Origin of the sequence: Methanobrevibacter sp. UBA188 (assembly GCF_905234905.1) — an archaeon.
Classification (GTDB): domain Archaea; phylum Methanobacteriota; class Methanobacteria; order Methanobacteriales; family Methanobacteriaceae; genus Methanocatella.
This window is the reverse complement of sequence record NZ_CAJOJM010000004.1, coordinates 16,359-40,945: the sequence shown is the minus strand read 5'-3', so window position 1 is coordinate 40,945 and position 24,587 is coordinate 16,359. Positions and strand designations below refer to the sequence as shown.

The 24,587-nt window shown below is 33.2% G+C and carries 24 protein-coding genes; 8 read left to right on the top strand and 16 right to left on the bottom strand.

Annotated features, from left to right (window positions below):
- Positions 1–4: 4 nt before the first annotated feature.
- From QZ143_RS01645 to QZ143_RS01630, 4 genes are read right to left on the bottom strand one after another with little or no spacing between them, the layout of a single operon-like run.
- A complete protein-coding gene (locus QZ143_RS01645; RefSeq protein ID WP_292606424.1) occupies positions 5–553 on the bottom strand; it encodes a 2-oxoacid:ferredoxin oxidoreductase subunit gamma in 549 nt (182 codons plus the stop codon).
- A gap of 8 nt (positions 554–561) precedes the next feature.
- Positions 562–1,425, bottom strand: a complete 864-nt coding sequence (locus QZ143_RS01640) for a 2-oxoacid:ferredoxin oxidoreductase subunit beta (protein WP_292606422.1) — start codon at positions 1,423–1,425, stop codon at positions 562–564.
- Positions 1,426–2,556, bottom strand: a complete 1,131-nt coding sequence (locus tag QZ143_RS01635; protein WP_292880568.1) for a 2-oxoacid:acceptor oxidoreductase subunit alpha — start codon at positions 2,554–2,556, stop codon at positions 1,426–1,428.
- Between the two features lie 10 nt (positions 2,557–2,566).
- Positions 2,567–2,833, bottom strand: a complete 267-nt coding sequence (locus QZ143_RS01630; RefSeq protein ID WP_292880565.1) for a ferredoxin family protein — start codon at positions 2,831–2,833, stop codon at positions 2,567–2,569.
- Positions 2,834–2,970: 137 nt separating this feature from the next.
- Here QZ143_RS01630 and QZ143_RS01625 point away from each other — a divergent pair, with 137 nt between their 5' ends.
- Positions 2,971–3,462, top strand: a complete 492-nt coding sequence (locus QZ143_RS01625) for a fumarate hydratase C-terminal domain-containing protein (protein WP_292606416.1) — start codon at positions 2,971–2,973, stop codon at positions 3,460–3,462.
- Here QZ143_RS01625 and QZ143_RS01620 read toward each other — a convergent pair.
- Complete coding sequence (locus QZ143_RS01620; RefSeq protein WP_292606414.1) at positions 3,459–4,034, bottom strand: sugar O-acetyltransferase; 576 nt, start codon at positions 4,032–4,034, stop codon at positions 3,459–3,461. The two genes, QZ143_RS01625 and QZ143_RS01620, sit on opposite strands and share 4 nt — an antisense overlap.
- Positions 4,035–4,113: 79 nt before the next feature.
- Positions 4,114–4,848, bottom strand: coding sequence for a peptidylprolyl isomerase (locus QZ143_RS01615; protein WP_292606412.1), 735 nt, complete (start codon positions 4,846–4,848; stop codon positions 4,114–4,116).
- A gap of 210 nt (positions 4,849–5,058) precedes the next feature.
- Between QZ143_RS01615 and QZ143_RS01610 the strand changes: the two genes are divergently transcribed.
- Positions 5,059–6,153, top strand: coding sequence for a DUF763 domain-containing protein (locus QZ143_RS01610; protein ID WP_292880560.1), 1,095 nt, complete (start codon positions 5,059–5,061; stop codon positions 6,151–6,153).
- Here QZ143_RS01610 and QZ143_RS01605 read toward each other — a convergent pair.
- From QZ143_RS01605 to QZ143_RS01595, 3 genes are all read right to left on the bottom strand, one after another.
- Positions 6,150–6,692 carry a tRNA (cytidine(56)-2'-O)-methyltransferase gene (locus QZ143_RS01605; protein WP_292880606.1) on the bottom strand — a complete coding sequence of 181 codons (543 nt, stop codon included), beginning with the start codon at positions 6,690–6,692 and terminating at the stop codon, positions 6,150–6,152. The two genes, QZ143_RS01610 and QZ143_RS01605, sit on opposite strands and share 4 nt — an antisense overlap.
- A 272-nt stretch (positions 6,693–6,964) precedes the next feature.
- Positions 6,965–7,747 carry an adenosylcobinamide-GDP ribazoletransferase gene (gene cobS, locus QZ143_RS01600; RefSeq protein ID WP_292606408.1) on the bottom strand — a complete coding sequence of 261 codons (783 nt, stop codon included), beginning with the start codon at positions 7,745–7,747 and terminating at the stop codon, positions 6,965–6,967.
- Between the two features lie 2 nt (positions 7,748–7,749).
- Complete coding sequence (locus QZ143_RS01595; RefSeq protein ID WP_292880557.1) at positions 7,750–8,820, bottom strand: phosphatidylglycerophosphatase A; 1,071 nt, start codon at positions 8,818–8,820, stop codon at positions 7,750–7,752.
- An 83-nt stretch (positions 8,821–8,903) separates the two neighbouring features.
- Between QZ143_RS01595 and larC the strand changes: the two genes are divergently transcribed.
- Together larC and queC are read left to right on the top strand one after the other, a co-directional pair.
- Positions 8,904–10,073, top strand: a complete 1,170-nt coding sequence (gene larC / locus QZ143_RS01590; protein ID WP_292880552.1) for a nickel pincer cofactor biosynthesis protein LarC — start codon at positions 8,904–8,906, stop codon at positions 10,071–10,073.
- Complete coding sequence (queC, locus tag QZ143_RS01585; RefSeq protein WP_292606402.1) at positions 10,070–10,747, top strand: 7-cyano-7-deazaguanine synthase QueC; 678 nt, start codon at positions 10,070–10,072, stop codon at positions 10,745–10,747. Before larC ends, queC begins: the two co-directional genes overlap by 4 nt.
- Here queC and QZ143_RS01580 read toward each other — a convergent pair whose 3' ends face one another.
- Entirely contained in the window at positions 10,748–11,359 is a 612-nt protein-coding gene (locus QZ143_RS01580; RefSeq protein ID WP_292606400.1) for a vWA domain-containing protein, read from the bottom strand. It abuts the gene before it with no gap.
- 145 nt (positions 11,360–11,504) lie between these two features.
- On the bottom strand, positions 11,505–12,521 hold the full coding sequence (locus QZ143_RS01575; protein WP_292880540.1) for a M48 family metallopeptidase: 1,017 nt from the start codon (positions 12,519–12,521) through the stop codon (positions 11,505–11,507).
- Between the two features lie 77 nt (positions 12,522–12,598).
- Here QZ143_RS01575 and QZ143_RS01570 point away from each other — a divergent pair, with 77 nt between their 5' ends.
- Together QZ143_RS01570 and QZ143_RS01565 are read left to right on the top strand one after the other, a co-directional pair.
- Complete coding sequence (locus QZ143_RS01570; RefSeq protein ID WP_292880537.1) at positions 12,599–13,204, top strand: hypothetical protein; 606 nt, start codon at positions 12,599–12,601, stop codon at positions 13,202–13,204.
- 112 nt (positions 13,205–13,316) lie between these two features.
- Positions 13,317–14,036, top strand: a complete 720-nt coding sequence (locus tag QZ143_RS01565; RefSeq protein WP_292606394.1) for a DUF4012 domain-containing protein — start codon at positions 13,317–13,319, stop codon at positions 14,034–14,036.
- 396 nt (positions 14,037–14,432) lie between these two features.
- Here the strand turns inward: QZ143_RS01565 and QZ143_RS01560 are convergent, their stop codons facing one another.
- The 5 genes from QZ143_RS01560 to QZ143_RS01540 form a co-directional block, all read right to left on the bottom strand.
- Entirely contained in the window at positions 14,433–16,136 is a 1,704-nt protein-coding gene (locus QZ143_RS01560; RefSeq protein ID WP_292880534.1) for a hypothetical protein, read from the bottom strand.
- Between the two features lie 214 nt (positions 16,137–16,350).
- Entirely contained in the window at positions 16,351–17,319 is a 969-nt protein-coding gene (locus tag QZ143_RS01555; RefSeq protein WP_292880530.1) for a transposase, read from the bottom strand.
- 392 nt (positions 17,320–17,711) lie between these two features.
- On the bottom strand, positions 17,712–18,713 hold the full coding sequence (locus QZ143_RS01550) for a tRNA-dihydrouridine synthase (RefSeq protein ID WP_292605383.1): 1,002 nt from the start codon (positions 18,711–18,713) through the stop codon (positions 17,712–17,714).
- Between the two features lie 114 nt (positions 18,714–18,827).
- Complete coding sequence (gene oadA / locus QZ143_RS01545; RefSeq protein WP_292605381.1) at positions 18,828–20,540, bottom strand: sodium-extruding oxaloacetate decarboxylase subunit alpha; 1,713 nt, start codon at positions 20,538–20,540, stop codon at positions 18,828–18,830.
- A 168-nt stretch (positions 20,541–20,708) separates the two neighbouring features.
- A complete protein-coding gene (locus QZ143_RS01540) occupies positions 20,709–21,803 on the bottom strand; it encodes an inositol-3-phosphate synthase (protein WP_292880526.1) in 1,095 nt (364 codons plus the stop codon).
- 159 nt (positions 21,804–21,962) lie between these two features.
- On the opposite strand from QZ143_RS01540, the gene QZ143_RS01535 reads away from it, so the two are divergent.
- Both QZ143_RS01535 and QZ143_RS01530 read left to right on the top strand, forming a co-directional pair.
- A complete protein-coding gene (locus QZ143_RS01535) occupies positions 21,963–22,805 on the top strand; it encodes a UbiA family prenyltransferase (RefSeq protein WP_292880524.1) in 843 nt (280 codons plus the stop codon).
- Between the two features lie 12 nt (positions 22,806–22,817).
- Positions 22,818–24,530 carry a glycosyltransferase family 39 protein gene (locus QZ143_RS01530; protein ID WP_292880521.1) on the top strand — a complete coding sequence of 571 codons (1,713 nt, stop codon included), beginning with the start codon at positions 22,818–22,820 and terminating at the stop codon, positions 24,528–24,530.
- Positions 24,531–24,587 lie beyond the last annotated feature (57 nt).

Sequence of the window (24,587 nt, the reverse complement as noted above, 5' to 3'; positions counted from 1 at the left end):
ACACCTATTCAACTAAATTAAATCCAGCTTCAAAAGCTTTAATATTTTTTTCTTCAGTTCCTTTAGGAACACTATCCTCAATGGCTTTAATAGCCGCATCTTTAGATATGACATTAGTAATTTTTGTAATTGCTCCAACCATAACTATATTTGCCACAATTTTTAAACCTATTTCATCAGTTGCAGTTTTAGTAGCTGGAGCTTCATGAACCTTAATATTATGTTCATCAATAAACTCTCTTACATCTTCAACATCTGTTGTTCCGGGGTCAACAATTAAAGTTCCATTATCCTTTAAATCAACAATATATTTAATTAAAGCCTCATTAGACATAGCAATTAAAATATCTGGACTTTGAACTTTAGGATAATCAACTTCACTATCACTAATAACAACTTCACATTTAGAAGCCCCTCCACGAGCTTCAGGACCATAAGATTGAGTTTGAACAGCTTCCTTTTCATCAAACAAACTTGCAGCTTTACCTAATATGATACCTGCAAGGATTACACCTTGACCTCCAAATCCACCAATTCTTATTTCAGTTCTCATATTTCCACCTATAATTTAGATTCAAATGCGGAATTGACAATAGTTTTTTTACCAGATTTTTCCACACTAATTTTTTCAATGCCTTCAGTAAATTCATCTCTTTGAGAGTTAGCAAATTCACCAACAACAATTTTTCCCTCTAACTCTTTTGCTCTCATTCTTTCTGCAGCAGATTTGAACACAGTATTTGCTTTCATAACTGCAGCCATTGCAGTAGGAGTTTTAAGTTTATTTTTACGACCAAAATAAGTAGGACATTGAGTTGCAACTTCAATAAATGAAAATCCAGGATTTTTCAAACCTTCTTTAATTGATAAAACAAGATTTTCAATTTGAACAGTAGTCCATCTTGCAGAATAAGATGCACCGGCAGCTGCAACAAGTTCAGCCAATTTAAATGGAGCATCACGATTACCGTAAGGTGCAGTTGTTCCAAAACTACCTTTAGGAGAGGTAGGACTAATCTGACCACCAGTCATACCATAAATATTATTATTGATACAAATAACAGTAAGATTAATATTTCTTCTTGCGGCATGAATTAAATGATTACCTCCAATAGAAGCAGCATCACCATCACCAGTGAAAACAACCACATCCAAATCTTTATTAGCAACTTTTAAACCAGTTGCAAAACTTAAAGCTCTTCCATGAGTTGTATGAAGTGAATCACAGTTTAAATAACCAGGAATTCTTGAAGAACATCCAATTCCAGAAACCATAGCAATATTATCAAAATCCATTTCTGCTTTTTCCATAGCTGCTAAAAATGCATTGATAATCGCACCATTTCCACAACCCGGACAAAAAATATGAGGCAACCTATCTTCCCTTAAATATGGGAGAAACCTATTTTCTTTTTGTTCTGACATTTAGTTTCCTCCTATTCTATTAATTTGAACTAATATTTCATCAGGAGTTGGCATTGCTCCTCCAATTTTACCCATCAAATGAACATTAGCACTTCTTTTAAGAACTCGATCAACTTCATAATACATTTGACCTAAATTCATTTCCACCACAATCACATCATCTGCATTAGATGACAATTGAATAACCTGTTCTTCTGGAAACGGCCATGGAGTGTCAAGTTTAATATAACCAACTTTTTTACCTTCATCCCTAGCTTTGTTTACAGCTTCGACAACAGACCTTACCGGTGAGCCATATGATAAAATCATAATATCTGCATCTTCACATTTATCTGATTGAACAGAACATATTTTATCCCTATTATTTAAAATTTTATCACAAATTCTTTGAACTAATTTATCATGAGTTTCAGGATTGTTTGTATCCGGATATCCTCTTTCATCATGAGTTAATCCAGTAACATGAATATTAAACCCGTCACCAAAAGAAGGCATAGGATTAGTTCCATTTTCAACATTTTTAAATGGTAAATATTTATCTGATTTTTCAGGTCTTTTTCTTGGAACTATTTCAATATCATCTTCAACAGTGATTTTTTCTCTCATATGACCAACAATTTCATCAGCCATGACAAATACAGGGCATCTAAATTCTTCAGCTAAGTTGAATGCCTTAATTGTGAAATCAAAAAATTCCTGAACGCTTGATGGTGCTAATGCGATTGGTTCATAATCTCCATGAGAACCCCAACGAGCTTGCATCATATCACCTTGTGCAGTCATTGTTGGTTGAGCAGTTGAAGGAGAACCTCTTTGAACATCAACAATAACCATTGGAGTTTCACTAATAAATGCATAACCAATATTTTCCTGCATTAATGAAATACCAGGTCCTGAAGTTGCGGTCATTGATTTGGTTCCTCCCCAAGAACCACCAATTATCGCACCTGCAGAAGCAATTTCATCTTCCATTTGAACAAATGAACCACCTACTTTAGGCAATTCTCTAGCAAGAGTTTCTGCAACTTCAGTAGAAGGAGTAATGGGATAACCTGCAAAAAATCTACAACCTGCAGTTATTGCGCCTTTAGCACATGCTTCATTACCTTGAATAAAAAATTCTTGAGCCATTTTTTAACACCTACTTTTTGCCATTTGTAAATTTAGGATTGAAGTTTGTATTGTTATCTTCATCCATCCACCAGTTTTCACCTAAATCTACTGTAATAGCTTGATCGGGACATGCAACTTCACAAGTACCACATTTTGTACATCTTTCTTCAAACTTAACAAAAGGCAATTGCACACCTTTTTTATTAACTTCTGAAGAAATTGCATATACATTCTTGTAGCACATAAACAAGCAAAGGTGACATCCTTTACACAAATCTTCATTAATAATAATCAATTTTAAAATCTCCTAAAAAATCCATAATAAATAAATACAGATTATGATATATCTTTGTTAACAAACATTTAAATATCTTATTAAAATATCACCTAAAATAAAAATTATATAAAAAATACAATACAAATATATGTAGTATGAAAGAATTAAAAACACCAATCACAGATAGTGACCTGAAAAATCTTGATGTTGGCGATAAAATCACCATTTCCGGAACTATTTATACTGGCCGTGACGCAGCACTCCCCCAATTAGTCAAATTAATCAAGAAAAATGAAATACCATTCGACATGGATGGAATGGTCATAATGCATACAGCATTTAGCGATGCAGGAATAGCCCCAACAACAAGTAATAAAGAGGAAATTGAATCCACAATTCCTTTTTTAAGTGAAAATGGCGTTAAAATCCATATAGGAAAAGGAACCCTGAGTGATGAGACTGCAATTGAATTAAATAAAAACAATTCCATTTTTGTTATCACACCACCGGTAGCAGCATTGCTTACAAATAAAGTATTGGAAAAGAAATGTGTTTTATTCGAAAAAGAAGGTATGGAAGCCATGTTTGAATTGAAGGTAGATGAAATACCTGGAATTGTGGCCATCCATAAAGGAAAAAAGATTTAATCCATTTTGACATCACGAATATACTTTGCCGGAACCCCACCAACAATTGTATTTTCAGCAACATCCCGAGTTACAACAGCTCCTGCTGCAACAATAGCACCATCACCGATTGTGACACCTGCAAGAACTGTAGCATTAGATCCAATCCATACATCATTGCCTATTTTAATTGATGAAGGTTTCAAATTACCTCTTTTGGCAGGATTTTCATCATGGTTTAAAGTGGCCAGGACAACATTATGGCCAATGAGCACATTATCCCCGATATAGATTCCGCCTTGGTCCTGGAATTTGCAGCCTGCATTGATAAAGACATTTTTTCCAAGATGTATATTCTTTCCGAAATCTGTGAAAAATGGTGGAAAAACTCTAAAATCATCACTGACTTTACAACCAATCAATTTTGAAAATAAATCCCTGATTTCATCAAAATCATGGTAAGTATAATTAATTTCACAAGTAATCTTTTGCGCTTCCTGGGAATAATAATTACAAGCGTCAGCAGCTTCTTCATCCATTACCAATGTTTTGCCTTCATTAAAAATATCTAAAAGTTCATTAAGTTGTAACATGAATAATGGTTTATAAAAAATAATATTTAAAAATAAGTAAAAAAAGGAGTTATTATTAAAAATAACTCAGAAAATGAATCTATTCTTCGTCTTCTTCGTCGTCAGATTCTTCTCTTTTTTCGAATTCATCTACGAAATTAACTTTGGTAATTTCTTCGATGTTGTCCCAGATGTCTTTAGCAATTCTGAATCTTGCAAAGGTAATGTCCATGTAAGATTGTTGGTCGAATTTAGCCATTTCATCTAATTTAATATTTGCAACGCCATCAACGATGTCGATTTCAGTTTTTTCGATATCGACATTAGGATTGGAGTAGTGTAACTCGATCATACTTTTAATTTTATCTTCAGGATTGTCAATGATTTCAGTTACTTCAACATCATAAATTAAGTCTTTTCCTGCTAATTCGTGGTTGAAATCAACTTTTACTCTTCCACCGTTAACGGTTAAGATTTTACCGGTTGAACCTTCAGATTGGATTTTCATACCAGGATATGGAGTCATACCTTGTTTTTTGAACTCTTTCATAGGTACTAATTGAATCATTTTAGGATCTCTTGGTCCGAATGCATTATCTGATTCAACTTCAACATGTTTGGTGTCTCCAGCATCTAATCCTTTAATTGCTTCTTCAATAGCAGGTAATAAATGATTTCCTCCAACAACAATTGGAATTGCTTTGTAAGTTTTATTTTCTTCGAAAATTCCTGCTTCTTGTGCTATTTCTTCATAAGTAGTATCAAATACGTCATCAGTTTCTTTTATTTTACCAGTAAAGTTTACTCTAACAAAATCTCCGTTATCTATAGCCATAAAAATTACGCTCCATAATAATTTTGATTAAATAATTTGTTAATAAATATAACATATAAAATTTTAGTAACCATTACTTATTAAAGTTTTGTTTATATGAGAATTTAATGTAAAAAATAAGTGTTGCTGAAAAAATATAAATATTACACTAATACTTTTCATACGCTCTCTGTAAAAGAATAATATATAAATAAAACTATAACATAATTCATGAAAAGAAGAGGAGCAGTAAACTTACCATTACATGGAGGTCATCCACCTGCATGGCTATTTTCCAGAATGGTTGACTTGTCAGGAGCACTAGCTTCGGTCATCATTGAAGAATATAGCTTGAATGAATTTCTAAACAGAATTTCAAATCCATATTGGTTTCAGGCATTCTCCTGTGTTTTAGGTTTTGATTGGCACTCTTCAGGAACAACCACAACCACATTAGGAGCTTTAAAGGCATCACTATCTCCTGAAGAACATGGAATTTATCTGACAGGAGGAAAAGGCGCGAAATCCAGAAAGACTCCCGAAGGAATTGAACATGCTGGAGAGGTATTTAACCTAAAAACCAAAACAACCGAAACCTTAGTTGAAACAAGCAGATTATCCGCCAAAATTGACAACTCATGCATTCAAGATGGATACACATTATACCAGCACAACTTCTTCATTACCGAAAAGGGTAATTGGGCTGTCATCCAGCAGGGAATGAACACAGAAACCAAATACGCCCGCAGATACCATTGGCTAGGCGAAGAGGTTGATGAATTATTAAATGATCCTCACAGCGGAATTTCATGCGACAAAAAAACTCCAAACACATTGAACATGTCTTCAAAGGATAGTGAGGAAGCTCAAAAAATTAGCGTTGATTTAATCAACGACAATCCAAACCACCTAAGACAATATTTCAAAAGAAAAGACAATCAAATGCTTTTGGAAGATTTTACAATGCCTGCACACCATCCTGTGCTTGACATGGACATTTCAGACAAGGAATTTGAAGTGCTGACAAAGGCATGGGAAATTCAGCCCGAAAACTATGAAGAGCTAATTCTTCTTCAGGGAATTGGACCTAAAAAAATAAGAGCATTGGCATTGATATCCGACTTGGTATACGGAGAACCTGCCAGCTGGAAGGACCCTGTCAAATACAGTTTTACCCATGGAGGAAAAGACGGTTTTCCCTATCCTGTTGACAGGGAAGTCTACGACAATTCAATTCAAACCATCAGGGATGCAATTGACCAGGCACGCATAAAAAAAGACACAAAACTAAAAGCAATCAAAAGATTGGATGACTTCATTTCCTAACGGTTTTCATTATGGATATTGACATTTTTTCCATGAGCAGTCGGAATAACTTCAAGTACAGGATTTTCAAATTCCAAATCAAACTCCTTGCCATCCATCAGAAGATGTTGAAATACAGCAAGAGATGATACTTCAGAATGAGGCTGAGTTGTAACGGAAACATTCCAATCTGCTGCCTTATATACTTTTCCAGGAACTTTGGAACCGCCAACAATGATTAAAATATCAGAACCATCTGCACGAACTTCAGGAGCAACTTCATGAGCTTGTGATCCATACATTGTCAGGTGAACTACTTTTCCACCATCAGCTTTCCACTTATTGATAACTCCCATATAACCTTCAGCATATTCTATTTCAAAGTTGCCTCCAAAACGTGAAGAGGTATCCCTCACATTTTCCATGAGCTTATTGTCCCTTTCTCCTGCAAGATATATTTTGCTGGCTCCGAATGCACGGGCAGTCAAACATACATGAGTTGTTATACGAGTATCTCTTTTTAATCTGTGATCTAATCTTAAAACATTTACATTCATAATATCAAAAAAATAAATTAATTAATCTAATATTTTAAATTTTGAATATTTAAAAATTTGTATGAATGATGACGGGCCACTCACCACTAATTGAAACAGGATTGGATGATGTTTGCTTATGAACGAAGTTGTATTTAAAAAATGGAGGTGATGAATATGTAAACTGGTGAGTGACACACATCAAAACTAACTATATAGAACCTACTTAATAAACTAATGCTTTTTAAGAAAGCAATTTTAATTTTAACACACTAAATTGCTTTAAAAATGAAAAATTAGAAGAAATATAAAGCTACAGCCATAAACAACAATGCCATTAAACGACCTACTTCGTTACTCATTCCCAAAACATCACCGTTGGCAAGCACGAAATTCCTTCTGGCAATAAGAGCAATGATGATGCCTGAAAACATAGCCCCTAAAGCTCCGCAGACTCCAACAACACCACCCAATAAAAATGATATTATGCAAACGAATATTGTGGATATCAAGTAATTTGACGGAGTTGTTTCAAGCATGAAATAGCTTCCAATTCCAGGAGTTAACGGTTTTGATAAAAGTGCAGTTGTAATAAGGGAAGTCTTTGCAACCATTTCACAAATAATTATTCCGGATATGAAATTATAATCCAGAATATTGTATAAGCCCGCTATTGTTAAACTGGCCACCAAAAACAGTGTTGCAACACCACCTGCACCTACGGACGGGTCTTTCATCACCCTGATTTTGCGTTCAGGTTCACCATGAACCATTACTCCATCGGCCATGTCCATTACGCCATCCAAATGATTATAACCTGTAATAATCATCAAAAATGCATAGACAATTACGGCCGTGAAAAATGTATTCAAATGCAGGAAATTCAAAGAGACATAACCGCAAGCTGCTGCCAAAAGGCCTATGAATATATGTAGAAATGGCCAGCACCAGGTCAATTTGGTCATATACTCTATTGAAGTATATACGCGAATCGGCAAAATTGTTGAAAATGTCAAAAGGCCCAGCAAAGACCTTATCGGTGAAAATTCCTCATCTTCAAAATAGCTATCATCTTCCATAATCATTCCTCAAAAATTTTTGAAACACAACCGGCTATCAAACCTGCAAATACATCCTCCAAAAAAGGAGGCAAGCCATAGATAATGCCAGGTTTTGCTTCACAGTATCTCCTAAAGTTGAAAGTTGCTTTTGTTCCTGCAATCTGGTTAGAAACAGCTAAACCCAGCACATCATCAGCATAGTGATTTGAATCATCACCCATATTGATTTCTCTAATATGGTCTCCGGCCAGGTCCTGTTCTGTCCTCATTGCAGCAACTATCAGAGTTATAACATCAATGTCTGCCAATGACTTGAGAATCTGCGCTTCCATTTTTTGTTTTAAATCATCATTAACTTCATCATCAACAAGCTCCAAACCAGCTTCAATCAAATCCCCTATAAGAATACCTTCGGCCACAAGATAATCCAATATTCCAAAAGTCAAATCAAGTCTTTTAAATGCATCTTCAAGACTTATTTCAATCGCTTCTTCAATTTGAACTTTTATCTCTTCAAAATCAATTTCATCATATTGGGCATTATTGATATCAAGGCTTTCGCCATCGCTTTCGGGAATATTTGAAAGAACTGCAAGAAACTCATTGGTATTCAAAATGTTTTGAATGTGAATAGGCAATGCCATGCTGGCCAAAGCCTTTGCCTTAATATTGGTAACCGCCTTAAAGATTTTAAGCAAGTCTTTTGGGGATAAAACCTTATCAATGTAAACAATATGGCTTAAGTTAATTCTTGCATCCAGAAATCCTTTAGGAGAATTGGCCACTTTTAATTGTTTGGTAAACTCCTCGACAACAACATCATTTGCCATAAATGTAAAAATAGTCAAGTCCCCATAAGTATTTTCAAAATAATCCAAAGATTCACTTGCCTGTGCAATATAAGAACCTTGAGACTGATTGAAAACTTCCGCTTTTTTTGCAGTTGATTTAAAATCATCCTTAGCCTTAACAACATTGACATTTTCAACAATGTCAATACCGTCACTAACCGTGAAGTCGCTGAATGCCAAAAAATGCTTTGGGTTATTAATGCAAATCCCATAATCTTTTTCAATGACACCAATTTTCATGTTATAACCTAATCAATTATACATATAATATATTAATTATTTAATTTAAATTTTATATCAATCACAAAAAAGGACATCATACTATGACAATTATTATTGACCCCCAATCCAGCGGAATTGCTGGAAATATGATTATAGGTGCTTTGGTTGACTTAGGTGCAAATAAAGATGAGCTAAAGGAAATAATGGAAAAATCAGCTGAAGCATTCGGTAAAGTGAAAGTATCATTTAATAAAATCTCAAAACATGGAATTGATTCGACATTCTGCCATGTGGAAATGATTGAACATCAACCTCCAGTCAATTATCCTGAATTCATTGAAAAAATTGAAAGCTTGGACATAGATGAAAAAGTTAAAGAAACTTCAATAAATGTTTTTGAAAGAATAGCTAAAGCCGAATCAAAAGTTCATGGAAAAACATTGCAGACAATACATTTTCATGAAGTCGGTGCAAGTGATGCAGTAGCAGACGTAATTGGGTCAATATATGCTTATTATTCACTTAATTTAAATCAGCAAAAAATAATCGGCCTTCCAATAGCTGTTGGCGGAGGTAGAGTAAAAACTGCCCATGGAACAATACCTGTTCCGGCACCTGCTGTTTTAGAAATCCTAAAAGATGCAAATATTGTTGGAGGACCAGTGGACAGCGAACTTGCAACACCTACAGGCAGTGCGATTTATGCTGAAATTTGCGATGAAATAAGCGAATTCATTCCACACATCAAACCTAAAAAAATAGCTTACGGTGCAGGCAAAAAGGATTTTGACCATCCGAACATTTTAAGGATTATAGAAACATCAGACATATCCGAAAAGGATACCATAGATGTTATTGAAACGAATCTGGACCATTTAACCGGTGAAGAAATTGGATATTTATTTGACAAGCTCCTGGATAACGGAGCAAGCGACGTGTCAATCACACCAATAATCATGAAGAAAAACCGCCAAGGAAGTCTTTTAAAAGTAATTTCAAAAAGAAAAAATAGAAATCAACTTGTAAATGTAATTTTTAAAGAAACCGGAAGTTTAGGAATTAGAATCGCTCCAAATTTACACAGAGGAATAGCAAAAAGAGAATTTGTTAAAAAAGAGTTTGAGATAAATGGCGAAACATTTGAAGTCACATTTAAAAACGGCTATGTTAACGGCGAGATTATTTCATCAAGAGCAGAATATGAAGATTTGAAAAAAATCGCACAAAAGACCGGCCTTCCATTAATAAAGGTAAAAGAGATGATAAGATGAAAAAAGCGATTTCAGTTTTATCCGGAGGACTTGACTGTACTGTTGCAACAAGCGTTTATTCAAATGACTATGAAATCCACGCAATTACATTCAATTACGGTCAAAAAAGTTTTAAAAGAGAACTGCAAGCATCAAAAGAAATTTGCGAAAAGATGGGCTTTAAGCATTATGTGATTGATCTTCCATGGCTTGCTCAAATCAGCACATCCAGTTTGAATACTGATGAGGACATTCCTGAAATTAAAGAAAATGAATTGGACAATCTGGAAAAAAGCCAAGAGACTGCAAAAAGCGTCTGGGTTCCTGCAAGAAATATGGTGTTTACATCAATTGCAACATCATTTGCTGAAAGCATTGGCGCTGAAATAATCATTGTGGGCTGGGATGCAGAAGAAGCTGCAACATTTCCAGATAACTCAAAAGAATTTATGGATGCATCCAATGAGTTAATAAGCATTGGTTCGCCTGAAAATATAAAAATTGAAGCACCAGCCATTGATTTGAATAAAGAGGAAATTGTTAAGTTAGGTGTTGAAGTTGGTGCTCCAATGGAATTAAGCTATTCATGTTATGCAGGTAGAGACAAACATTGTGGCGTTTGCGAAAGTTGTATGAGGCGGAAACGAGCATTTAAAAAATTAAAAATTAAAGATTTAACCGAATATGAAAAATGACTAATCATACTTTCTTAATTCAGCATCCCAATTGGCATCATCCAAATCAATATTTTTTCTCATAGAATCTGCAGCGCAAGCAACTGAATAATATGCATCATTAATTCCAGCATTAGATTTCTCATAGTTTGCAATTCTGGATTTTTTAAATCCGATTGAACCCGCTTCGCCATAAGAGTCAATATCAGCACCAATGAAAATAAATTCCCAACTATGACTTGAAATCATGTTTTTAATTTGCTTTTTGGAATATTCAATGGATGAATTTTCCATACCGTCAGTCATGACAACAAACAATACCTTATTTTCAATTTTGCTGTTAAGTGATGTAATTGTCCTTCCAATCGCATCCAAAAGAGCTGTTGAACCTCCAACATAGTATTCTTTGGATGTTAATTCACCAACATCTTCAATTGCTTTTCTTTCATATAATACTTCATATCCATCATTGAAAAGGATTGTAGTTACTTTAGTATTAAATTCCTTGTTCTTTTCTTTTTCAATGAAAGCATTGAAGCCACCCATGGTGTCTTTTTCAGACCCCCACATTGATCCACTTTTATCTATTACAAAAATCAAATCCAAGTCCTGATTTTGAGGTAAATCCTTCATGATATTCACATCCCAAATATTGTTAATAAGTTGTTAATAACTTACACACAATATATTAACCAAATGTAGTATATAAATGTTTCGGAAAATACAAAAAATTATCATGAAAAATATAAAATAAGACCTAAAATAAAAAAATAAGCATTTAATGAAGCTTAATTCCACAATTAGTGCAGAATGAATCATCACTACCGACTGAAGCACCACAATTAGGACATTTTAATTCAACTTCAAATTTAGCACCACAATTTGTGCAGAATCTGTCACTTGAATCGGCAACAGTGCCGCAATTTTGACAATATTTCTTATTTCCGCTTGCAAAATTAGACTGTTTGAATTCATCTTTTGGAGTTGGCACCTCACTTAAAACAGGAGATGAATAAAAATCCTTTTGATTTTCAATTTCCACAATCAATTCATTCATGACTGCAATTCTTTTGCTGTCTGAAGGATGTGTTGAGAAAAAATCATGATCATTTGGATTTCCTCCAGCCATGCTCTGCCAAAAATCAGGAATTCGAGAAATATCATAGCCTGCCCAATGGATTATCATCATTCCAAGCTTGTCAGCTTCCAATTCCTGGTCTCTTCCCCATGGATTCATCAGGAAAAATTGAGACCCTATACTTGCAACATTGGTTGCAGCCCTTGTAAGGTCACCGACTCCACCCAAACCTACAAGATCAAGAGCGAAACTACCAAACCATGCAGCCGAAGTAATAGTATTTTGAGCATTTTGAGCACTGATTCTAGTTCGGGCATGGTCAAGCAGTGCATGAGCCATTTCATGACCTAAAATAAATGCTACTTTCTCTTCACTATCTGCAACGGATAAAATACCTGAAAACATGACAATTTTACCGCCAGGCATGCAGAATGCATTCACCGCATTGTCTGCAATCAAATGAAAGTCCCAGTCATAATAATCCTCAGTATAATCACTTCTGCCTATTTGAGCCAAATAGTTTTCAACCGCCTGAATCAATCTTATGGCAACGTTTCTAACCAATTGACCTTGAGATGTGTTGTCAAGAAGCTGTGACTGATTGACCATAGCATAATACTCATTATATGAATCCTGCAAAAACTTATCGTCATTAATTATATCAAAATGGGATTTTCCAGTAAATGGGTTTATAGCGCTCCTATCATCCTTTGCCATATTACATCACAATAATTATATTTACAAGTTGTGTTTAATAAGTTTTTTAATATATGATGGATATAATTAAAAGCAATATGAGTAAAAAAATATTTATCTTCATGATAACTATTCTATTTATTGGAGCTGTTTGGGCTCAAAATGACTCAAACATTACTCTAAACAATGTCAATTTTGAAATACCTTCCAAATACAAAGGTGGAGAAATAGACAATAACCGATATGAATTAAATAATGAGTTTTCCATTGAATGCGTTGATGACAATCTTGAAAAACACATTGGACTTTGGGCCTGTGAGAAAGAATATGAAAAGAATTTGACAATAGGCAAACATCCAGTTAGATATTACTGCCAATACAACCAATATGTCCATGACAACCAGTCCCATGCATATTTTGCATCCAGAGATTCAATTTATGAAATTGTATGGACCGGCAATGAAATTACAAAAGAAATTGAAGACATGATTAGAAACACTCCCCCAGCCCAAATAGATTATGATGAATTCTATTATGAATTAGATAAATCAATTGACCTATACAAAAAAGAAAGAACCGGCAAATTAAATCAAGAGGGAGAATATAATTATTTAGAAGCCAAATACAAATCATCCCCACATACAAACGAAAAACAAGATGACACTCACTTTAAAGAAATATTGTTAACTCATTACAGAAAGTGATAACTTTTAAATAAGTTAAAAACTAAATATATAATAAAATACATTAAGTATCGTATTTCTTTAAATATTACTTAAAGTTTAATTTGCATCAAAATCAAAGCGAGTGAATTAAATGAATAGAACAAAAAAATTAATCATAGCTATTCTTGTTATCGTTCTTATTGGATTAATAGCAGTAATCTTTGGAGCGTTATTCAGCGGTCCAGATTTATCAAGTGAAACCAAGAACATACTTGTATTAGCTTCTGATAAAGAAGAACAATCCAACGGTGGAGTGGACATGGCATTTATGATTCGTTTAGAAAACGGATCTTTGAAAAACTATACTCCAGTATACCCTGGAGGAATGACACATCCTACACAGCCCGCCCCAGGAGGTCTGGGAGGTAACATGTTCCTACACGATTGTCTGTGGGATGGAGTAGGTCAAGGTATGGAGTATGCTAAAGAGATAGTTGAAGCTAATACCGGAATGAAATCAGATGCTGTCGTGGTTGTTTATGATGTTGCAGTAGATGATATCATAAATTCTGTTCGTCCACTTAAAGTAGATGGTGAAGTAACAAACCTTTCTGCTACTGAAATTATTCGTCAAAACGACGCGTACCAAGGTTATCCAGGTAATGAAAATGTTCAAGGAAACATGTCAAGAGGAGATTCCGTAATGGTATTAGTTAAAGCACTTGCTAATGCTTCCAAAGATCCTGATAAGAAAAATACCATGGTACAAACTGCACTAAAAGAGTATTCTAACGGAAACATCATTATGAAACCAGAAGGCTCATTCACTAGATTACTTGCTTCAAGAGGATTTGAAAGTTTAACAGGATAATCTTTAAAGGATTTAATTCAAATTCTTTAAAGAATTTTTTTTATTTATTTTAGGACATCACCAATAATTTGAATTTTGGTGGTGGCATCTTTATTTTTTATTGAATTTTAATTATAGTCAACTTCAGATTCAGAAACTATACTGAATTCAATGATTAACATTATTCAAATTTTACAAATGATTAATTAAATCAAAAATATTTCACATTAACCCATTTTAATCAATGCTGCATCAACATTAACAACAGCTATTTCAAAATATAGTTTTGAAAAACTCTAGGATATATATCAAACAATTCAAAGCAAAGCAAAACTAAAAAATCCTAGTGTTAATGTTTAAGAGTTTGCATTAATCAGATAAAAAAAAGAAAATTGAAGGAATATTAAATCCCTTCCTTTAATTAACAACCACATTTACCTTTTTGGAAGTTCCTTTGAAATATTTATCACCTGCAAACTTAATGGTTCCAACAAATGTGCCTTTTTTATTCAAATTTTTAACTTTAAAGACGGCTTTACCTTTTTTGTTGGTTTTGACTTTGTAGGTTTTTCCTTTGATTTTCAAAGTAACTAATTTTCCTTTCAATAACTTTTTGCTATTGAATTTCACTACTGCAACAACATTCTTGACTTTTGCATTGACTTTAGCTTTTACTGTTTTTGCAGTTATTTTGGTTTTTGCTTTTTTAACAACCACATTGACATTGCTTTTGCTTGCAGCCTTATAGACGCCATCTGCGGCAGAATTAATTGTTGCCTTATAGGATTTAGGAGCTAAAGTTGAAATGTCAATTGAAATTTTACCTTTACTATTGGTTTTCAAAGTTTTTGAAATGCTTCCAACTTTAACAGTTACTTTTTTACCTGATACAACGCCCTGACTGTCTTTTAATGTAATTACAAGCTTTTTATCAGATTTGTATGCTGCAGTGACAGCAGATGCAATGATTTTTGGTTTATCCTTTGTGACATTTAGGGTAAATATTTTTGACAAATAGTCATATTCATCGTGTCTATCTTCGAAATCAATAGCATATAGAACGATTATTTTATGTAAACCTTCAGAAAAGCGACCTAAGTTAACTTTACCTCCGCCTTTTTCCCAAAAATCTTTCATGTCACTGCCCCATAAGTCAATGGCAAAGTCACTTACAGGCCTTCCAGATTCAAAATGAGGATCAATCAATGCAATTAATCCCGCACGGATTGTATACTCTTTGTCTTTTGGTTTGTTTGTGGAAAGTGTAATATATACATCCTGACTGGTTAGAGCAGTTGAAGGCATGCTGGCATCAATAGGCGCATCTTTGGTTAAAGTGGAGAATGAAGCATTATAAATCACCATTCCATCATTTAATTTAATTGTTACAACGAATTTGCCTGATGTTAAGCCTTCCAATATATTAAGGAAACTTTGATTAAAATCAGCTAATTTAAATTCACCATTAATCAATTTTATTGTAGCTGCCTTTATGCCATTGAGATACAAAGCCAACTCATTTTTTAGCAATGGATTGATAATATTTGTTTTGATAACAGGTAAATTTTTTTCAATAAAATTCAACAAATCCAAAATTGCAAAGGCTTTTTCTCCGACCCCCAGATTTATATCATTGTCTATGCTTTTTCCCAAGATATTGTCACTGCCATAGACTTCAAGTCCGACAGCAGATTTTTCACTTTGGTTAAAGTTGTCATATCCGCTAAATGCTAATGTCTCACCGAATACTTTAGTATTCTCGTTTTCCAGAGTGTTTTCTTCATTGATATCATTCAAGTCCTCGTTGAGAGATTCTTGTTCTTTAGATGATACAATTACAGTGCCGTTTGCATTATCTGGAACTTCAACACCAAAATTGTCCTCCTGATTTGAGGTGTCAGTGTCGTACTCCCTTTCAGCACCTATAATGTGCACATTGTCTTGACTTAATTCACTTGACCCGTCATCCACCAGGGCATCTGTCTGAGATTCACCAACAATCACCTCATCATTGCTGTTTTCAAGAGCAGATGCATCCATATCCTGTGACGCACTAACTGCACCAAGTGTTAAAACTGCAAGTAACAGGAGCGTTACGAACATTATCTTTTTAAATTTCATAATACCACATATTTTTAACATGTCTTTCAAATTATCTCTTATCAAGTTTGTTTAAAAATTCAAAAATATTGGGAAAGATTGCAAACAATTGCAGTCTGAGTGTCATGTTTTCCCAACCAATTTCAAATCAAACATTGTTTAAACAAAAGATATGTATCTATATGTTTCGTATGATATATAACTTATGCAAATGTGGTCTTGTTGAAATCCTTTTTTAAATTTTTGTTGAAAGATCAATATTATAAACTAATGTTTTGAGTCTTGTTTCTTTATTTTGTAAACGTGTGCTTTTACTTTTATTAATACCAGAATATTTTCTTTTTATTACGCTGAATATACTTTCTACATTGTTTCTTCTTGAATATATTTCTTTTTTAAATGTTTTGATGCTTAATCTTCTGTACCATCCGTGTCTGAAGTTAGATTTGAGTGGTATTTGGTCTGATGCTTTTATTTCTTCATTGATGCATGTTCTAATAGCATTAGTATCATATGCTTTGTCTGCTATTATAAATTGAGGATTATATTTTTTTAAACCTCTTATTGATGCAATTGCAAATTTTACATCATGTCTAGGTCCTTTTACTGCTTGTGAATATAGTATTATTCTTGAATCCACATCAATTGCAATATGGCATTTGGTGAAGTTTTTCACGTCATGACTACGTATTTTTGAGTAATATTTGTCTGCGTAGTCGCTGGTGAATCCACTTCCATCAAGAGCAACTAATTTAGGTCGTATTTCTAAATGTGAAATAATTTGAGTTGTTATTCTTTCAAACATGTCGGTTGGCATCCTTTTGAAGAATTTCTGAAGAGTTGAATGATTGGGAGCACTTCTAATCTTCAAATACTTCTGCAATCTATCTGAAAAACTAATAAATTCAACTATTTCCCTATAAGTTAAATTTAAATAAGTTTTCAATGCAATAATTGTGAATAATGCCGGTTGCGAGTACAATTTCTTCGAATATTTGCTTGAATATAGATTTAACACTATTCTAGCATAACTATATGATTGTTCAATAAATTTAATCAAATTATTTGAGTTAATATCGATTTTACTGTCTTTTTCAAATTTTTTGAAAAATTTTTTTGTTTGTTTTTTAAAGCCAAAATCCAAAAGGTTTTTATGCTTTGAAAACCTAACTATAACTGGAGAATGTTTGTTTTTTTGGTTCATATATATAAATATTCTCCATTTTATTATATATAATTTATTATATCTTATTTTTTAAAATAGCAAAGTAATATTTCAACTGTAATAAAATAAATTACATATATCCGGCTAATAAAAGAAATACTAATTTCACATCAAGAAATCACATCGATGTGAAATTTCAAGTGAATTCTAGGATTTCAACATTGCCATTTCCCAAATCGTTTCAATCTAAAAAAATAATCTAGCGATGTTGAATGGTTGTAAATATATAACTACTGAACCTTGAATTGAGTTCAGATTAAAAAAAAAAGAAGGAGACATTATCAAAAGTCATCCACAACAAAGGATTGAAATTAATGCCATTTTTCCTCAATGAAATTTAAACAAAATCAACTCTATAAGCTAACTAAAATTTAAAAATGTTTAAAGCAAGTACTGGTTTTTTTAGAGTAGCAGTTATTGCAGCTTTGGCAAATTGAAACTCCCCCACCATTGGCTTTCCAATCAGCTAAAAAGTCAGCCTGGGCCACAAATGGCTTGGACATTGACATTAACTCAACTTCAGTATTATTCAAAACATCATTCATAGATTTCATGTCCCTTAGAGATCCTCCTAAAATTACAGGAATGTCAATTTCATCAATTAATTTGTCAACATAAACCAAAAATGGATTCTTTTCATTTCCATCATAAAGATAAGAAATTGTACGTGCAGTCAATTGAATACTATCTGCACCCGCTTTTTCAAGTTCCTTTGCAACTTTCAGACTTTCTTCAGCAGTCATTCCATCTTTTCTAACATCCCACGGATTAATCCTAACACTCACATGCATATCCATTGTTTTTTTAATTACTTTAATGATTTCTGATGCAACCCTTACGCGATTCTCAGTATTTCCACCATATTGGTCTTCTCTTTGATTGAAATAAGGATTTATGAAACGTGCCAGATAAAAATTATTTCCCATGTCGATTTGAATTCCATCAAAACCTGCGAACGAGAATTTTTTAGCCGCCATTATTACTTCAGATTGCAATTTCCTAATTCCTTCAATTGTCAGGTCATTTGGTTCGGCTTTTTGATTGTCACCATCATCATAGTAAAAGAATGCCAATTGTCCAAGAATAGGAACATCATGATTATGGCAAATATCGGTTATCATCTTATAATCTTTTACAAAACCCACATAATTTAAATTTGCAGAGTATGATGCGAAACGGTCCTTGTAATCAAGCGCAAACATTTCAGATATTATCAAACCTGCACCGCTACCTGCAATTTTTTCATACCTATCATAAATAGCCGGAGAAAGAAATCCCCCTTCTTCTGTTTCAGTTTCCCAAGTTCCGGTTCTGACAATTCTACTATTAAGTTTTAAATCTCCAAATTGACATTCATCAAAAATATCCTTCATAATAATCCCACAAATAACTACTTCTTTATATTATATAATTTTAAAAAGTATATAAAAACATTAGTAAGTTTAAAATTACTGAAAAAAGCAAAAAAAAGAGTAAAAAAAGGTAATCTATTGGATTACCATTAATGTATCGCCTGCACTAACTGCATCTCCAGGCTCTATAAAGATTTCTTTTACAACACCATCCACTTCAGACTGAATGTCATTTTCCATCTTCATAGCTTCAATGACACAGATAGTGGATCCTTTTGTAACTTTATCCCCAACATTAACATTGAGTTTGATTACCATACCTTGCATGGATGAAGTGACTCCACCTTCAACTGGTTTGAAGTTTCCTGAATCGGTTTCTTCGATTTCCATAAATCCGGTAGGCATGATTTTAACTTCAAATACATCCCCATCAACTTCAACATTATATTGAGTTGGAATTCCGATTGCATCATTTTCATCCATTAAAGAAGGTGCTTTAAGTTCTTCCTCTTCAGCTTCTCCTTTAAGGAATTTAGGAGCTATCGGTGGGTATAATGCATAAGTTAATGCATCTTCATCAGATTTGACAAATCCTTCTTTTTCACCTTCAGATTTGAATTTATCAAATTCAGGTTCCAATAAATCTGCAGGTCTGCAAGTAATAACTTCTTCGTCACCTATGATTCTTTTAGATATTTTTTCATCTACAGGTGCTGGAGGTTTACCATACATTCCTTTCATATATTCTTTAACTTCGTTAGATACTGTTTTGTATCTTTCTCCACCTAATACATTCATTACAGATTGAATACCTACAATTTGACTTGTCGGAGTTACAAGAGGTGGATATCCCATATCTTTTCTAACACGAGGCATTTCTTCCAATACATCATTGTATCTGTCAAGAGCATTTTGCTCTTTAAGTTGTGAAATGAGGTTTGAAAGCATTCCACCAGGAATTTGGTACAACAACACTTCAGCATCAATACTTTCAGAAATCGGATCTAAAATACCAGCGTATTTTTCTTTAATATCATCGAAGTATTTTTTAATGTGAGTTAATAATTTTAAGTCAAGACCAGTGTCGAAATCTGTGCCTTGCAATGCAGCAACCATACTTTCAGTAGGTGGTTGGCTTGTTCCCCAAGAGAGAGGTGAAATAGCAGTGTCTAAAACATCAACTCCCGCTTGACAAGCTGCATAATAACTAATAGGAGTCATACCACTGGTACAATGACAATGCAAATCTACAAGCAAATCAGTTTCTTCTTTTAGAGCTGAAACTAAATCATAAGCAGCTGAAGGAGTAATTAAACCAGCCATATCTTTAATAGCTACAGAATCACAATCAAGAGCCTCAAGATTTTTAGCCAATTCTACAAAATCATCCAAAGTATGTACTGGACTAATAGTATAACTAATTGTACCTTGAACATGTGCTCCTTGGTCTTTAGCAACCTTAATTGCTTTTTCCATATTTCTAATATCGTTTAAAGCATCGAAAACCCTGAAAATATCCACACCATTTTCATAAGATTTTTCAACGAATTTTGTTACAACATCATCAGGATAATGTTTATAACCCACCAAATTTTGCCCTCTTAAAAGCATTTGGATTGGTGTTCTGTTAAATTCAGATTTCAATTGTCTTAATCTATCCCACGGGTCTTCATTCAAATATCTAATACATGTATCAAAAGTAGCTCCACCCCAGGCTTCTACTGAAAAATAACCTACTTTATCCATTTCTTCTGCAATAGGAATCATGTCCCTAGTTCTCATCCTGGTAGCGAGTAAAGATTGATGAGCATCACGAAGAGCTGTTTCTGTAAATCTTACTTTTGCCATTAAATTACACCTCTTTTAATATTTATTTAAAAATAATCAATAATAATCCAACTATAATATATGTTTTTTGTATTATATAAATTTATTATATTAAATATTAAAAAAAAGGCAAAAACAAGAGTTGAAATAAAAAAAGAATTAAATAAAAAAAAGTGAAAAAATGAAAAATTATCTTTCTAATTCGCCAGAAATGAATTTTTCAACATTTTCATATGCTTCATCATCAGTGTATTGAATAGGAGGGTGTTTCATTGTATATGAAGAAATAGAAGTTAATTGTCCACCAATACCTCTTTCTAAACCAATTTTACAACACCTTACAGCATCAATTACACATCCTGCAGAATTTGGAGAATCTTCTACACTTAATCTGAGTTCAATATTCATTGGAACATCACCAAATGTACGCCCTTCCATTCTGAGGAAACATAATTTATTATCGTTTTGCCATGGGACATAATCACTTGGACCTATGTGAATATCACGATCATCCATTCTTTGAGTTAAAACTGACTGAACAGCCTCTGTTTTAGATTCTTTTTTAGAGTCTAATCTGTCCCTATTTAACATATTAAGAAAATCAGTGTTACCACCAGTATTTATTTGATAGGTCTTATCTAATTTTACACCCCTATCCATGAATAAATTAGCTAGTGTTCTGTGAGTGATAGTAGCACCAATTTGAGCTTTAATATCATCCCCAACAATAGGAATTCCTTTTTCTTTGAATTTTGCATCCCATTCATCATCACTAACAATAAATACAGGCATACAATTGACATAAGCGACATCCGCATCAAGAGCACATTGTGCATAGTATCTTGCTGCTTCTTCAGAACCCACAGGCAAATAATTTACCAATATTTCAGCACCGCTTTCTTTTAAAACACTTACTACATCTACAGGTTCCTCATCACTTACAACAAATGTGTATTCATCATCATAATTAGACATATGATCTGCAACACCATCTAAAACATGACCCATGCTAACTTTAACATCATATTTTGGAATGTCTTTTTGGAAGACAGTAGTACAATTAGGTTTCGCAAAAATTGCTTCATCAATTGTTTTTCCTACTTTTCTTGCATCAACATCAAAAGCCGCAACGACTTCAATATCACTAGGTTCATATCCTCCAATATCCCAATGCATAAGTCCTATTGCATCTTCTGGTTTTTTACCATCATAATAATGAATTCCTTGGATAAGGGAACTTGCACAATTACCAATTCCAACAATAGCTATCTTAATTTTATTCAAATATAACACCAGCTAAATAATTTAATTTGAGTATAATTTTTATTAAATAAAATACTAATATTATGTATATAATAAAATTATATAAAAGTATGCTTTATTTAATACAATTTAAAAAAAATAATAAAAAAATAAATGATTATTATTCTTACGAGAGATAATATGAATCCCTATATTGAAATTATAAGACCAGGCAATGCAATTATGAGTGCAATTGTCATAATTTTAGTTGCAATTATTGATAGAAGCTTTAATTTGCCAATATTTCTTGCAATGCTTGCAGTATTTTTTGAAACTGCTGCTGGAAATGTAATCAATGACTATTTCGATTACCATATCGATTTGATAAATAAGCCTGAAAGACCTATTCCTTCCGGACGAATATCTCTAAAAAATGGGAAAAACTATGGATACCTATTATTTATTCTTGGTACAATCTGCGGTTTTCTAATAAGTTACTTGACCAATAACTGGATTCCATTTTTGATTGTTTTACTGGCTGATGTTGTGCTTTATCTGTACGCTTACAAATTAAAGTCAACACCATTGATTGGAAACCTTGCAGTAGGATTTATGACTGGATTTGGATTTGTATTTGGAGGATTTACATTAAACCATGAAAGCATAATAATCACATCCATATTCTTAGGATTTTTTGCATTTGTCATGACAACTGCACGGGAACTTGTAAAGGATATTGAAGATATGGAAGGAGACAAGTTAGAGGGTGCAAAAACACTGCCAATACTATATGGAGAAAAAATAACTTCAATTTTGGCATTCATACTAATAATCATTGATTGTGCATTATGCCCCTTGCTATACTATGTCAATATCTTCGGTTTATATTATCTTATAGTAATAGCCATTGCAGTTCTACTATTCCTATACTCCGCATTTTTAATAATTAAAAATCAGGATAAAACCACAGCAGCCAAAGTCTCAAAATATCTAAAAATTGGAATGCTGATTGCATTTGTGGCTTTTATATTCGGATCATTTTAATGAGGTATCAAAATGAATTTACAGGAACATAAAAAGGATATACTCGCAATATCATCCCTGTTAATAATCGTGACTGCAATAACGTTATTGCTTCTAAATATTGATTTGAAAGTCGGAGTTTACTATGTCAGAGACGTATTCTTCTATTTGAACAATGCATTGTTTTATGCCGGCTATGATACTGGATTAGCAAATACACGAGGATTATCTCCTTTAATTCCAATGATAACCTCAATCTTTTTTAGAATGGGATTCATATCCGATGGAACAATAATCATTGTAAGTAGCGTATTTTACATATTTTCGGCTTTGGGAATGTATTTTTTACTAAGGCTAAGATTTGACGAAGTTTTAAGTTTTACAGGATCAATGATTTTATCAACATTTCCGCTGATTATTGTATGGGTTACAAAAGGAATGCTTGATATACCTGGATTGTGCTTTTCAATCTGGTCCGTTTACTTCATGCTTTTAGCATTCCGGAAAAATACGAAATATTTCTACATTGCATTCCCATTAGTTGCCCTTGGATTTTTCACAAGATTTACGGTAGTCTTAATGATACCCGTACTTTTGATTCAATTTTTCATGGTCAAAAAACCTATCACTTACATTAAAGAGAATTTAAAAGACATTCTCATTGGAGTAGGTTTTGGAGCATTGGTTTTTGCAATATTCATTGGAATTTATCAATATCTAAACATTGGAATGTTTTTCTTAAGCCAAGGCCAGGACATTTCAGCTTCAACTCATGCAGTCATTGATACAACATACAACAACATCTTTTATTATAAAGACAACTTTTTAATTTATATGGGAGCCAATCATTTCATTCCATATTCCCTCAAACCAGGAGCATTTAACATCTCCCAAATGCAATGGATTGGAGGACACCCATCAAGAATATCATACCTATTCCTAACCATATTAATTGTTGGAGCAATAATATATCTGACAAAATTATTCAGCTCCCAGAATAGAGAAATAATGAAAAATAAAAAGAATAAGATATGCCTGGCAATTTTTATCGTAGGAACAGCAATATTCGTATTAACATTCATCAAAATTTCAATTATTTTTTCAATAATAATTATTTCATTAGCCCTTTTGGCGCTTTATAGAGGATTATATGAAACAGACATGGATGATTTTCCACTGGATTTTATAATGATTTACTGGTTTGTAGTCAATTTATCATTCTTTACCTACCATCACATAAAAGTGGACAGATATTTCATACCGATGTTTCCAGCCATCGTGTATTACATAATTTTATCATTAGCATTAATCTTTGACAAATTGAAATCCATCAGATACATGGACAAGATTAAGGTGATAGCTCCGATTGCACTGATTTGCATAATACTGTTATGTACAGGAATTTATGCAATGGGAAATTCACCGCACACCTTTGACAATCAGATGCATCCAAACTTTGAAAGTGCAGCATCCGAAGAAAAGGCGGTGGGTGAATGGTTAGTAAATCACGACCCCCAATATATGAATAAAACAATTTGGGCAGATCGTGGTGGAGACATGTCATTTATACTGAAAATGCAGATAGACTCATACGAAAAACAATCTAATGAAACAAACTTCACGGACGAGATGGTTAAAAATAATGTTGATTACTTCATTGCCAAAGACAATAAGACAATCAAAGAACCATTTACAAAGATATACCAAAACGGAGAGGTTTACTTATATTCAAATAAAAATAAATAAAAATAAGTAATTAACTGATGAAAATAAGGAAAAATTTAAATAATAATATTGCATCAA